General features: G+C 29.2%; 11 protein-coding genes and 1 pseudogene. 5 read left to right on the plus strand and 7 right to left on the minus strand.

What is annotated here, in order from left to right:
- The first annotated feature begins 55 nt into the window (after positions 1-55).
- Positions 56-274, plus strand: coding sequence for a helix-turn-helix domain-containing protein (locus FUA24_RS09280; RefSeq protein WP_148541632.1), 219 nt, complete (start codon positions 56-58; stop codon positions 272-274).
- Between the two features lie 112 nt (positions 275-386).
- Here FUA24_RS09280 and FUA24_RS09285 read toward each other — a convergent pair whose 3' ends face one another.
- From FUA24_RS09285 to FUA24_RS09310, 6 genes are all read right to left on the minus strand, one after another.
- On the minus strand, positions 387-881 hold the full coding sequence (locus tag FUA24_RS09285) for a hypothetical protein (RefSeq protein WP_148541634.1): 495 nt from the start codon (positions 879-881) through the stop codon (positions 387-389).
- A 2-nt stretch (positions 882-883) separates the two neighbouring features.
- Entirely contained in the window at positions 884-1,297 is a 414-nt protein-coding gene (locus tag FUA24_RS09290; RefSeq protein ID WP_148541636.1) for an STAS-like domain-containing protein, read from the minus strand.
- Positions 1,297-2,340 (minus strand): hypothetical protein, encoded by a 1,044-nt coding sequence (locus tag FUA24_RS09295; RefSeq protein ID WP_148541638.1) that lies wholly within the window; start codon positions 2,338-2,340, stop codon positions 1,297-1,299. Before FUA24_RS09295 ends, FUA24_RS09290 begins: the two co-directional genes overlap by 1 nt.
- A gap of 151 nt (positions 2,341-2,491) precedes the next feature.
- The gene (locus tag FUA24_RS09300) at positions 2,492-3,772 is read right to left on the minus strand and encodes an NERD domain-containing protein (RefSeq protein ID WP_148541640.1); all 1,281 of its coding nucleotides are present in this window, start codon (positions 3,770-3,772) and stop codon (positions 2,492-2,494) included.
- A 97-nt stretch (positions 3,773-3,869) separates the two neighbouring features.
- On the minus strand, positions 3,870-4,691 hold the full coding sequence (locus tag FUA24_RS09305; RefSeq protein ID WP_148541642.1) for a Shedu anti-phage system protein SduA domain-containing protein: 822 nt from the start codon (positions 4,689-4,691) through the stop codon (positions 3,870-3,872).
- A 228-nt stretch (positions 4,692-4,919) separates the two neighbouring features.
- Positions 4,920-5,468: a tyrosine-type recombinase/integrase gene (locus tag FUA24_RS09310; protein ID WP_187388231.1), complete on the minus strand. Its 549-nt coding sequence runs from the start codon at positions 5,466-5,468 to the stop codon at positions 4,920-4,922.
- Between the two features lie 526 nt (positions 5,469-5,994).
- Here FUA24_RS09310 and FUA24_RS09315 point away from each other — a divergent pair.
- Positions 5,995-7,044 (plus strand): hypothetical protein, encoded by a 1,050-nt coding sequence (locus FUA24_RS09315; RefSeq protein WP_148541646.1) that lies wholly within the window; start codon positions 5,995-5,997, stop codon positions 7,042-7,044.
- A 209-nt stretch (positions 7,045-7,253) separates the two neighbouring features.
- Positions 7,254-11,204, plus strand: coding sequence for a DEAD/DEAH box helicase family protein (locus FUA24_RS09320; RefSeq protein WP_148541648.1), 3,951 nt, complete (start codon positions 7,254-7,256; stop codon positions 11,202-11,204).
- A 293-nt stretch (positions 11,205-11,497) separates the two neighbouring features.
- On the opposite strand, the gene FUA24_RS09325 is transcribed toward FUA24_RS09320, so the two are convergent.
- A complete protein-coding gene (locus tag FUA24_RS09325) occupies positions 11,498-11,776 on the minus strand; it encodes a hypothetical protein (protein WP_148541650.1) in 279 nt (92 codons plus the stop codon).
- 99 nt (positions 11,777-11,875) lie between these two features.
- On the opposite strand from FUA24_RS09325, the pseudogene FUA24_RS09330 reads away from it, so the two are divergent.
- Both FUA24_RS09330 and FUA24_RS09335 read left to right on the plus strand, forming a co-directional pair.
- Positions 11,876-12,586 (plus strand): annotated as a pseudogene (locus FUA24_RS09330) (YifB family Mg chelatase-like AAA ATPase); the annotation flags it as partial.
- A gap of 188 nt (positions 12,587-12,774) precedes the next feature.
- On the plus strand, positions 12,775-13,095 hold the full coding sequence (locus FUA24_RS09335; RefSeq protein WP_148541652.1) for a GIY-YIG nuclease family protein: 321 nt from the start codon (positions 12,775-12,777) through the stop codon (positions 13,093-13,095).
- The last annotated feature ends 177 nt before the right edge of the window (positions 13,096-13,272 follow it).

The raw sequence follows: 13,272 nt of genomic DNA on the forward strand, positions 1-13,272 counted from the left end.
AAAAAATGACATAAGTGTCATTGTTGAAAAGTAAAAAAGGCATGACCTTGCTGTCATGGAAAACCTTTCCAAAGAAGAAGCATTATCAAAATTGGCCTCACGTATTAAAGAATTACGAAAAATTAAAGGAGTAAGCCAACAAGATTCATATAATGATACTGGAATTCACTTTGCTAGAATAGAACAAGGAAAGAGAGATATAAATTATACTACTTTGATAAAAATATCGAAATATTTTAACCTCTCTTTATCACAACTTTTTGAAGAGTTTTAGAACTTTTAAGTTTTCTTTATCTTGGAGTTAAACAATTTAAAAATAAGGTGTTTGAGTTAATACCTAATATTATTAACGTATTCTAACTAAAAAAGAATGTATCGTAAAAGAATTATTTTTTATCGTTAATATCAATAATTAATTGGTTAAATTTTGAATTGTTATTCTGTTGAAATAATAGCAAATCCCTCAAAGAACTTTCTTTTAAAGTAAAACATTTATTCTGCTTAAAGTTTTCACTAAATTCTTCTTGTTCAGTCACCATATTCCTCAATTCTATTTGATAACTTTTTAATGACTCTTTATCTAACCCATATTTTTGATTAATAATTTCCATTACATCTTGAGTTTTAATATTCATTAATTTGAACCAAGGAAGAATTTGTTTTGGTTTTAGTCTGCCTTGATATAATTCGTTCAAAAACTTTTTATACTCATTTCGTAAATCCTTTATTTCTTCAATTACATGATCTTTTAAATATCTTTTATTGGTAAGGTTGTTTTGTAAAGTTTTTACTATCCATATAGCAAGAAGTGAATTTACTATTACACCAACAATAGCAATTATGTCACTTAATTCAATAAAATTAGAGTCTGGGCAGCACATTATTAATTGCTTTTAGTTATTAATTCCCCATCTTTTAACCTAAACCAATTTTGATGTTCTTTGGTCTTTTTAGGTTCATCATCATTTTTTCTCCTTTCTTCCCATTGGGCAAATGTTTCTGTTAGAATCATTTCTTTCAAATCTGGTTCTTGTTCAGATACTATTTCCAAAAACTTTTGAACAGTATCTACTCCAAAATCATAAATGAGATTTCCAAAAGCTTCATCAAGAAACGATGGCGCATAGCCAGCGGTAAAATCTAGATTTACTACTAATTTTAGACCTTTCTCATAACAATCTTTGAAAGTTGTATTTAATATAGAATGGTAATATTCTTCACCTGAATCATCGCTTATTGAACAATGCCTTAATCCAGGATACTCGGAGAATTCTTTGATGTATATTAAGTTTTCCATTAGCTTGCTTTTAATATTGTATCTGCGGTAACTTCCCACCTGTATAAAGTACCACGAAACTCATGTTTATTTAAAACTTCAGATTTAAACTCTTTGTCATAATGTAGTATCACATTATTAGTTACAACTTTAAGGTTTTGGATTATTCCTATGTCACTACCATTCTTAATAGAAGGTAGCCCTTTATTTCTATTTACTTTTCTTGAACTAGACCCATATTTTTTAATGAAAGCACCTTGTAATATTTCATCATCTTTCTTCATTAAAAAAGTATCTCTAAGTTTATGTTTGAATTTTTTGTTTAATGTTTTAAGTATTCCTTTGCCCACATCTGTAATAGTAAATATTGCCTTACCATCATCATATTTTACACCGAATAACCATTGTTTGTTATATGTTTCAGCCCATTCAATTGAGTTACCACAAATTTCTAAAAGTATAGTTCTTAATTTAGGTAAATGTTTTTCATTTCCAGTAAGATGCCTAACAACATTACTAACTGTTTTACTAATTCTAATATTGTCTTCCCTTGTTAATATTTTAGACCCTTTTTCAATAAATAACAAATCTGATTTTTCAGATTTTTTAAAGGGCTTTCCATTGTTGTCAAACATAAAAGTCAGTATTCCGGACTCTATAATTCTATTTTTACATTCCGTATTATCGGGATAATTACCTCTCAGGTAAACCCCTTTTGATTTTAAATCTCGGATAATTGCAATTAAGACACAAATTGAACTATAATCAAACTCCTCAACTTGAGAAATATCTATTTGCACAAAACAAGTTCTGCCTATTTTTGAGATATTTCTTTCTCGTCTTAATTCTTTGTAAAACTCAAGAGAATTATATGTCTCAGAAAGTAAGCAAATGTTACTTGGAGCAATTACTGGCTCAGCTCTAATAAACTCAATCCTCGAATTCTTATATATTGGAAATTTATTAGGGTCATAATGTCTATTTCTTTTGGGCTTTCTTCCAATTTTTTTAGAACGTTTATCGTGCCATTTTTTAAATTTTGGCTTTTTAAAATTTTTCTTCATTTAGTAGGTAGAGTAATAGAACGAAATGGTTTGGAAATGATTTCCTAAACTAAAATATTATCCAACATAGAAATCATGATTTAAAAGTAAGAAAAGTTCTTTGAAATTGGGCAAAAACGGTAAATAATTATTAATAAGTCTAGATAATGTTCTAATATTCCTTTTCGTTAATTTTTCTATAATTGAAAGACTCTGAAAACCAACCAAGAGATTTTGCGTCTGCCATTATTTCTTTTTCCTCTTGGTCAGTATATTTTTTTAATAACTCGAAGTTGTTATATCTTAATCCTTTGAAATCGCCGTAGTACGCAATTAGTATTAAATCCTGCCTTAAATATTCCGTATGTACAGCAAAACTTTCGACAGCTAACATCAAAACCTTATCAAGGGTTTCCCCTTTCAATTCTCTAGGGTATTTAACGAAAACAAATCCATAATCAGAAACATCTGTAAAGGCTCGAGCAAATTGCTTTTCGAAGCCTATTTTATACTTTTCATAAAAAGAAAAAAAGTAGTTTGAAACAATTCTTCTTTCAAATCTGTTCAAGGACATTAATTTTTCACCTAAAACTTTTAATTCTTTTCTATATCCGATTTCGTTTATTATAAATTTATCAATAAAAAAACTTTGCTTATCCTTTTTCTTTTTCCCTAAAAATGTTGAATCTGAAACAAAATTTTTCCAAGTCCCATCAATATCAAAAAAAACATTGTCATAATTGTCATTTATTAAATTTTCAGGATAACTATTCGAATTATTTATATAGGAAGCTAGTAGGTCTAATTCACTTCCCGAAATGTAAATGTGTTTTTCGGTATTTTTCTGAGAACTAGTCATTCTTTCTAAAAACTTTTGATGAGTATTTTTATCGTATTCGTCATCACTACAAAATAACATTACAACCGATTTCTTATTGAATAGTCTTTCTCTGGCTGATAGGTATTTTGTTAAATCTTTGATAGTGTTCATTTCATTGGTTATTGCAAACCAAGCAGTGCCATCCATTATAGTAACGTGATTTCCTGATTTAGTATAACTAGATGGGTGATAGAATTTTAGACCACGACCAAGGTTTACAATTATTCTAAATACTTTTGAATAGCATTTTTTATCAAATAGTTCAATTTCTTTTTTTCGGTGCTTTATGTAAATATCTCTATCTCCAAATAGTTTTTTTTCAGCTCCTTGAATCTGTTTTAAAGCTTTTTCAACAGTATTGTTAAAATATCTTTCATAGTTATCTTTAAAATCATAATTCTTTACAGAGATTATAATTAAAGTATTTCTGAAGGTAATTAATAAATCACAAATTTCTTTTTTATCTCCTTTTTCATCCCTTGGATTTGGATAACACCAATATTCAAGAAAGATATTCTCTGCAATTGTATTTACAAATAATTCTCCTTGATTTCCTTTTGGGTTACTGTCCATTTTTTTTACATTTTTGTTGAAAATTACTTAGAGCTAATACGGGATGAGCAGCGATTATATTTCTTTATTTTTCTAATATTAGAAATGATTTTTCTGTTCAATTTCTTCTTTCCTTTAAATTTGTTTCAAGGTAAAAGTTAACTTCATCAATCAAATTGTCATAGTGTTTTATTTTAATGTTATTAATTCCTTTTCTTTTTAAGCGGTAGGTGTTTTCATTGAAGTCAGTTCTTTGTCCCGCAATTACCAAGTAATGAATTCTGGTTTTGTCTAATTCGTAAAATTCTGAGGGCAATTCTTTATTTGGATTCTTATATTTTTTAAATACTTGTTTTAAGCTAAAGAAGTTGGAATCAATCCATAAATCCCAATCTTCTATTTGTTTTATTCCTTTTCTAAAGCCAATACCAAGACTACCGTCCTTAAGGGTAACATCTTTATTAGGGCTTTCAAATTCAATAAATATAAACTGATAACCTCCTGAACTTTTTCCAACCAATAAAAAATCTACTAGATGATTTGGCGGGAGAGCAAATTCCCTAAATAAATAAGCATCATGATGTCCAAATTCATATCTAAAAAATAAACTTTCTAGGATAAAATAGCTTTCTGATTTTTTAATAAAGTTCAAAACATCCCTCTCATTGGAATTTTTATTTTTCACTATACTTTTAAAATCTCCAAAGTCTTTAATAATATCATTATTCTGCATTTTATAATTAAAATGTATGTAATTATTTGGAAATAGAGATTTGTAAAAATAACTTGCTGTTGGAAGTAATTCGTGATATTTGAATAGTGCTAATGGAGAAATTCCAATTTCGTTTTTTGACTTAGCATTTAATAGATAATTTTCAGCAGTTTCCAGCTCGGATTTTTCTTTAGGACTTAACTCTAAATAATTTCTTTTGTATAGCATTTTGTATTAAGAATTGTTTTTTAGGGATTACAAGAATCATACTCTTACTAATCTATATACAACGGTACCAATCAATTGAAATTTCAATTGATGCTTCTAAAAATATCATGTCGAAATAGTCAATATTCCTACAAATATAATAACCTTTTTAAGTAATGAAAAAGTTTGCTTTGGGATAGTTTTGAATTTTGCAATTAGATAGAAATGGGATTTGAGATTCCGAAATTATTATAAACGCATATAAATATCTCTAATTTCTTCTTCTCTTATCCCAAGATATCTCCTCGTTACATTAGTATTACTATGGTTAAATATTTCAGATAAATAAAGTAGCGCTTGGTCAGTACGACCATTGGTATCCCAGACCCTTCTTCCAAAAGACTTTCTAAGACTATGTGAGGATTTTCTTTTTACTCCAAATTCTTTCTTAATTAGCCTATTTACTTGTTGAATTGAATAGATAGTACCCTTTTGAGAAACGAAGGGGAAGCCTTCTTTTTCATAGATTAATGAATCTTTAAAATAAGTAATTGCTTGTTTGACGTTATCATTGATTTGAATTGTTCGTTTTTTACCGGTTTTCTTTTCTATAATATCGAATTCATCTCCCTTCAAATCATTCCAATTTAGTTTAAGTAAATCCCCAATTCGTAAACCAAAATTACAGCCGCAAATAATAAGTAAACCAAAATTTGGATTTTCACCACTTTTAATTAGATGTTGTCCTTTATAATTTGCTTTTTCAAAATCAATATAAGTAGAACCTATTGCCTTCATAAGTATTTCCAGTTTTATAAATTTAATAATCATTTATGTGTCTGAAAATCATTAATGAACTTTTATTTTATTGATTTGTTATTTAAGGATTATGCTGTATAATAATGTTCATTAAAATATATAAATGAACATTTTCATCATTAATCAAAAGAAACATATTTAATCCTATAATGTATCTGAATTAATGGCATTACTGGAGCTTTTAATTTATTTTGAATAATACCTTATTATTGTAAGTAAATAATTTAGGGAAGGATGTGGTTGAAATATGTTGTCAGATATTCTTAAACTAATTAATTATTTTATATAAATAATATTTGCTCTTCTTTATTAAATAAATAAAAATCAATAATTATTGTTTCTGTTAATAATAATGTAAATAATCTATTCAAAAACACTGTTTTATTGAATTATATTTATTATTTCTTCTCCTTGTTTAAATTGTAAAGTTTAAAAATTGTCAAATTTAGGAATTTAAAAAGTTGAAATTTTAAGCTGTTTACTATATATCCTAAAAACATATAATATGAAACAAAAAATATGCAAATATGACCTAGAATTTTTAGAAAAATATAAAAGAAAAACCCCCAGTCTAATTAATGATTTGCAAAATGGAATGTCACGTAAATTGGCATGTAAAAAATATAAGGGTATTGTTTCCAGAAACCCAATACTTAAGCTAAAAGGCATTTTAGAAAAAATATCAGGTTCAAGCACAATTGATGAGAAATCCATAAAGTTTAATGATAGAGAATGGGCAAAATATTGTTTGAAATCTGTACAGGTATCTAGTGATTATTTTTATGTCAAAAACGCTGAAGAATTATGCTTTGACGACTGGAAAAATATAGACGCTACAGACATTAAACCAAGTTGTGCATCAATTACTGATTATTTTGATGAAGATCACATTACTAATATGACAAAGGATACAGTTATTATGTACAGAAAATCAATTAAATGGATTGATTGGTGTTTTAGAAATGTGATAGCAAAACTACCTGCAACTTATTTTGCTAATAACTTAAAAGATATTCCTAAATGTAAAAAGAAAATAAGTGAAGCACTCCTTTTGGAAAGTAAAAAAGAAAGACACAAAATGGATTCTATTACTGAAGATTTTATAAAGGATTCCATTAATATGTATTTATTGGAAATTTTAGAACCTCAAACCAAAAAACTTTTGAGTGCAGATAAAGAACTAACCGAAAAATGGAATAGTGATACCTTAAATGAATACCATTTTGCGTATCTATCAGAAGAATTATTTAATACTAATATTGACTTCATTAAGAGCGTAGATTTAATTGATGATTTATTAAAAAAGGACGATGACGTCCAAATGATGAATTCGAGAGATGAGCAGTATCATCCTAGAATGTTTAAGGATTGGTTAGATAATATTGGTTACAAGACTTTTATAGAAAACACGAAGATTAAATTGATATCTGAACCATATAATCTTAAAGGAGAATCTGTCCTTCGCGCCTTAAATAATTTAGAAGATCTTTTTGAAGCATTAATAGAAAAAAACAAGAAGAAGTTTTCTAAAGCATATCCTGATATTAAATTTTAATTGTAGTCAAAAATTATTGTCGAATTATTCAAAATACTAATATTTTTTGATTGTTTGGATTAAAGTTTTAAGATGTAAGGTATTGATATTCAGTGGTTAAAATTGTTTTGTTGTTTTACAGGATAAAATTTTTTTAAAAATTTCTTTGTCATTGTTAAATGCTGAGGAATCTGCAAAGAGTTTGTAGAAATAATTTAAAAAAATTAATCATGAAAGACACAAAAAAAAGGTTCCAAAAACAACCAAGCGCTTTATCACTTTATAACAAGTGGGAAAACCATCAGATACAATTAAAAGATTTAGAGCGACAAGACATGCACTTTTCCTTAAAAACTGGAGCGGATATTTTAATTGAGGAAAATTCTATTCACATTGATAATCCTTTTAAGTTGGATGTCAAAGATTTATATGAATGGTCCTTATCGGAACAAGAAAATTTTGAATTGGTTCTTGAGCGTTATTTATTCCACTATAAAGAAATAAGAAACAAATATTCCATTGAATCCAAAGATTACCTTGACCAAAGGAATATTAATGATAAAAAAGGTTCTGATGAATTATTAAAGTCTCTAAAGCAAAAAATTGATAATTTAAGAATAGCGGGAGATACATTTGAAGCGGTATCAGAGATAATGGAATGCCGTAGCAATATTTTTAAGATACTTTATACCCAAAACCAAGAAGATTTGGAGAATCCAATGCTAAAATTGTATTTGGATGATTTATCGCTAACAAATAAGGTTACTATTTTACAATCTAGTAGAGAACGTGAGGGAAAACAAGATGCTAGTTCCGAGAAGGACAGGAAGCCTTATTATGAACATCAGAACAGAGATTATAGTTTAGGGGAGGTAATTGAAATATTACAGAATCCCAATACAAATTTAAATGAGAAGAATAAGCGTCCATTGTTATTGCCCAATACAACGGGTAATAGAATAATTGGTGAAGAATCATATTTATATTGGTCAGGTCTTCAGGTTTTTGATGTTGATTTGAAAAATTGTAAATCATATTTGGACGATTATGCGGATGGCTCTCAAATCAGGGATATATTATTTAAGAAATTAAAGCATTATCCTTGGCTGATTGGGATAACATTGTCATCCTCAAAGCAAGGGCTACATGTTTACACTAAAGTTTCTAGGATGCATCACTTGTTCAAGGAAGAAGAAGCCAATATGAGAAATCAAAAATATTGGTTTAGGATGTCATATATTCAAAAGCATGCGGCAATTGCTTATATCTTGGATAAATATACACAAGTTGACGTGTATAATAAAAAAGGCCATAATAAAGGTAAAATTATAGATAGGGCAATGGCCACATTGACACAAGGAATTTATATAAACCATGATGGTGATGCAAAATGGTCAAGAAATTTTATCGACCTGTATCCTGTCATATTTTATCATTTGCCACCTGATAATGAAGCTGAGCCAGAAGATTGGATTTTAAACCCCAAAATATTGGAGCAATACCAATCATGGTTTTACGAAAATTCAAGAGAGGATACAGAAAATATTAATTTCGAAAGGACCAGCAGTGAAATGAAATTAATAGTTGACGAATCGTTGAATTTAAAAGATGTTTCTGAAATTGATATGAATACCTTAGATAAAGGGCAAAAGTACAATACTAGATGGCGGGTGTGTAACACGATAATGCATGCATTTGGAGATACTGATATTGCTAGGAATTTGTGCCACCATATTTTGCAAACAGCCAAAACCAATACAAAGAGTACTATTGATTCTTACATCAGGTCGGCATTAGTTAATAATAAGGAGGCTGACTTTTATACTGTTAATATGTTAAAAGAAATAGGAGTTAGAATATCCTTTGACGAAGAATCGAGAAAGGAGTTGGTGAAAAACGTAATATCGGAGTTAAAGTTTACATTAAACAATTCGAATTATGATTTCAATTTGCCTCTTTCGAATCATAATATCCAACTTGGGGACAAAGAATTTTTAGGAATGAGAATGCATGAAATTTTGGGTTGTTTGAGGGAGTATAAAATTAATATAATTGAATCTGCTCCAAATACAGGTAAAACAGAGCTTTTTAAATATCTGGCAAAGAATAAAGCAGTATGTTTAGTGATGCCTTTTATTTCAACTATTGAATCTAAAATTTCAACAGATGAAAAGATGAATGAAATATTTGAAATTTATTGTGGTTCTAAATCCATAAATGACATTAAAAAGGGCAAGTCTGTTATTTTAACTTTCGATAAATTTTCTCAACTACCAAAATCAAAGTATAAAATTTTTGATTATATCGTAGTTGATGAATCGCATCTGTTATTTACATCGACTTATCGATTACAAGTCGTTTCCAGAATATTAGAAAATATAAGAACTTACTTATTAGACGATTTAAGTGTGGAGAGGAAGGGCTTGGCTTCAGTCTTGTCGGTTAATAGCTTGATGTCCTTTCTCGATAAGAATATTATGGAATCAAAGACCAACATAATTTTAATGTCGGGAACGTTGACAGCAGAGGTACATTATTTTGGGTTTTATAAGATTTTAAATTATATAAAGGTTTTGAAAAATCATCCTTATGAAAAGAATGTCAAATTCATCTTGTCTAAGACAAATAAAACAAAGAATATTGGGATTTTCATTGAAATTGCCAATACAATCAAAAATGGAGGCAAGGTGATTCATCCTACCAATAAGGGTGAAAGTTATGTCGGAGTTGCGGCTGCCTGTGTAGAAAGTATATTGGGTAGGAAGGTGAATTTTAAATATTATAAAAAGGCAAATCAAGATGATACCGTTGTTCAAGACATTAATTCTAAGGCAACTACAAGTGATATTGATTTGTTATTTTGTACGGATTATTTATCTGTTGGTATTGATATTAAGGATACCGATGACTTCACAGTAATTTTCTCAAATGATTTTACGGCAGAGGCGATTGAACAGTTTAACAATAGATTAAGGAATACAGATATAAACTGTAGGGTTTATTTCGATTTATTTGATGATGAAGAATGTGTAAAACCTAATATTGTTAATAGAGATAATATTGAATATTCATACAATGATGAAATGAAAAATTTGATAAAAGATGGAAGGATAATCGCAAAATTAGGCAATGCAATAAAATCAAGAAAGTCGTACAATGCTATTTTGGGTGACCTTATTTCTAAGTACTATGTTACAGATAGCAGAGGAAATATTCAATATGTTAAATCTGCTTTTGAAATAGAACAATTTGAACAACAGTATAAAAGAATAGCCAAAAGTTTATTTTACATAAAAACTGTTATGGAGAAAAATTATAATTATCAAATTGATTTTGAATTTGTCGACGAGTATTCAGGGGAAATCATTAATGGATTTGAAGAGATAATGGCCGATAAAAAAAGAGAGTTTCGTTTAAATAAGTCAATATCTTTTATCAAATCTGTTGAATTTTATAGTGATAATGAAGTTTACAGAGTTCTTAGAGAAGAAAATCTGCTATTTCAAGAACAACAAGAACCTATTGTTAGTAATGGAGAAATAAGCGAGTTTTATTTGGGATATAATAATAGGGAAGATAGAGCGCAATTTATTATTTACTATCATAAAAAGCATAAGTTGGTTAAGGATTGGGCCATTGACTTTACTTTAAAAATGAGAAAACTTTATAGTAAGGAAACGGTTTTAAAAATTATCGATCATTATAAAAGAAAAAATGGTCTCATTAATCAGGCTGAATTGGTAAGATATCAAGAATTAACAAAATTGGTAACCAATAATAATGATTACGGAATTTCACTGCACTCAAGAACTTTATTCGAAATTATGTATAAATATGTGAGCCCTTATGAAAATACAGTAATCATTGATTATATGGAATATATTAAAATGGTAAAGGAAATGGAGAGTTTTATAAATTTAGCCATTGAGGAGTTGGGTGAGGGTGAAGTTTCTTCTAATAAGAGAAAGGAAGAAATATATAATTTGAATCGCAAATTCCTCGATATGGTCTTTAATAAAAGGTTTATAAAGGATAATGTGAAAATTGGTTATAGAAAACTATTTGAATTTGACAATAGTGAGGTGATAAAAAAAATGGAAAAAGATGCGATTTTTGAAAGGATAATTATTGGAAACGACGTTGATAAGAAGGAACCCCAGTTTCCTTTCTCTCTCTCCTAAACGGCGTAGGCAACATCCAAAGTATGACGCTATTACAATAACTTTTGATAAGGAGATAAACTTATTCTGAAATGTTGTCCATAGTAATTCAATATTGGAAATATTATGTGTTCAACCAAATAGATAGCAAACAGTCAATTGGACAAAGATAAACTCATATCTGATTGACTGTTTTTCGTAATTCGTTTTCAGTGGTTTTCTTTAGTTAAGTCTACATATATAGGTGCTTATTGTCTAAACCGTCTCAAAAGAATAGTACTAACAAAATACAGCATAAAGACAAATTGAAGGTTTTATTTATCGTTAGTATAGGTTAAGCATTTCTTACACATAGAATTCCACTCAATGAATTTCGTCCAATTATTAATTGAACGATTGTTTTGATATATTAAAAACAATTGTTTTTCTTTGGCAATTAAATGAAGCAACCGAATATCCAGTGAGATAAAATCATAAGATAAGTTGATTACTTCTTCTGTAGGTTGTTTACGCACGTAGTCCGAATTGATAAGATTTCTAAGTTTTAGAAATTCTATTTTTTCAGCCATTGTGAAAAGGTGTGATGTTTTCATTTTTAGGTATTATTTGTCTCAAAAGAATGTTAACATTAAGTACTTTAACGGATGTTATGGTAAATGATGTAAACACTTCTGTTTATGTTTACAATATGTACTTTAACTAATGTTGCATTAGTTGGAGGAGGAAGCTATCCGCAACCAGGAGAAATATCTCTTTCTCACAATGGTGTACTGTTTTTAGATGAGTTGCCAGAATTCAAACGTGATGTTTTAGAGGTAATGCGGCAACCCTTAGAAGATAGAGAGGTCACTATTTCTAGAGCTAAGTTCACAGTGACTTACCCCTCATCTTTTATGTTGGTAGCCAGTATGAACCCAAGTCCAGGAGGGTATTTTAATGATCCCGATTCTCCTGTCACTTCAAGTCCTGCTGAAATGCAGCGCTATTTAAGTAAAATTTCTGGTCCTTTATTAGATCGTATAGATATTCACATTGAAGTGACACCTGTGCCTTTTGATAAGCTCTCGGATGACAGAAAAGGTGAATCTTCTGTAAACATAAGAAAACGTGTTACAGCAGCAAGAGAAATACAAAGTCAGCGTTTTATGGACAATGAAAAGGTGCATTATAATGCTCAGATGAACACTAAGCAAATCAGGAAGTATTGTGTGCTTGATGAAGCCTCTAAACAGTTATTAAAGACCGCTATGGAACGTTTAAATCTCTCCGCCAGAGCTTATGACCGTATTTTAAAAGTGGCTAGAACTATAGCGGATTTGGAAGCATCGGAATATGTGAATGGGAATCATATTAGTGAAGCCATTCAATATAGAAGTTTGGATAGAGAAGGGTGGTTGGGATGATAAGCTATTGAAAAACAAGGGGTTTATTGGGATTCTTATCAGTTGCAAACTTTGAAGAGTTGGGAAAATCTTTAGAAACCTATAGACCCCGAAACGAGTTCAGGGTGACAAGGGCTATGCTTTTTGTTTATTCTCCCTGCTTTGTCATGCTGAACTCGTTTCAGCATCTAAATAAAATAAAAGCTAAAATGTCTAAACGCGTTTATCATAATTATTGGGTCTATATCATAACTAATAAACCACAAGGGGTATTATACATAGGAGTAACAGGAGGTATAGATGACAGAATGGAAAGACATGTTGAAGGAACAGGAAGTGTTTTTTCAGCGAAATACAAATTGAAGAAATTGGTCTATTTTGAGGAGTTTCAATTTATTGAAGATGCAATTAAAAGAGAAAAACAGTTGAAAAATTGGCGTAGAGATTGGAAAATTAATTTAATTGAAAGCCTTAATCCCAATTGGGAAAATCTTTGGAAACCTTGTCACCCTGAAACAAGTTCAGGGTGACAAGGGCTATGCTTTTTGTTTATTCTCCCTGCTTTGTCATGCTGAACTCGTTTCAGCATCTAAAATAAAGTAAAAGCTAAAATGTCTAAACACGTTTATCATAATTATTGGGTCTATATTATAACTAATAAACCAAAAGGGGTATTATACATAGGAGTAACAGGAGGTATAGATGAC

The sequence above is a fragment of the Seonamhaeicola marinus genome (assembly GCF_008085455.1).

Excerpts from the sequence above, each read along its gene's own strand:
- FUA24_RS09280 (WP_148541632.1), top strand. The coding sequence starts at position 56 with ATGGAAAACCTTTCCAAAGAAGAAGCATTATCAAAATTGGCCTCACGT.
- FUA24_RS09285 (WP_148541634.1), bottom strand. The coding sequence starts at position 881 with ATGTGCTGCCCAGACTCTAATTTTATTGAATTAAGTGACATAATTGCT.
- FUA24_RS09290 (WP_148541636.1), bottom strand. The coding sequence starts at position 1,297 with ATGGAAAACTTAATATACATCAAAGAATTCTCCGAGTATCCTGGATTA.
- FUA24_RS09295 (WP_148541638.1), bottom strand. The coding sequence starts at position 2,340 with ATGAAGAAAAATTTTAAAAAGCCAAAATTTAAAAAATGGCACGATAAA.
- FUA24_RS09300 (WP_148541640.1), bottom strand. The coding sequence starts at position 3,772 with ATGGACAGTAACCCAAAAGGAAATCAAGGAGAATTATTTGTAAATACA.
- FUA24_RS09305 (WP_148541642.1), bottom strand. The coding sequence starts at position 4,691 with ATGCTATACAAAAGAAATTATTTAGAGTTAAGTCCTAAAGAAAAATCC.
- FUA24_RS09310 (WP_187388231.1), bottom strand. The coding sequence starts at position 5,468 with ATGAAGGCAATAGGTTCTACTTATATTGATTTTGAAAAAGCAAATTAT.
- FUA24_RS09315 (WP_148541646.1), top strand. The coding sequence starts at position 5,995 with ATGAAACAAAAAATATGCAAATATGACCTAGAATTTTTAGAAAAATAT.
- FUA24_RS09320 (WP_148541648.1), top strand. The coding sequence starts at position 7,254 with ATGAAAGACACAAAAAAAAGGTTCCAAAAACAACCAAGCGCTTTATCA.
- FUA24_RS09325 (WP_148541650.1), bottom strand. The coding sequence starts at position 11,776 with ATGAAAACATCACACCTTTTCACAATGGCTGAAAAAATAGAATTTCTA.
- FUA24_RS09335 (WP_148541652.1), top strand. The coding sequence starts at position 12,775 with ATGTCTAAACGCGTTTATCATAATTATTGGGTCTATATCATAACTAAT.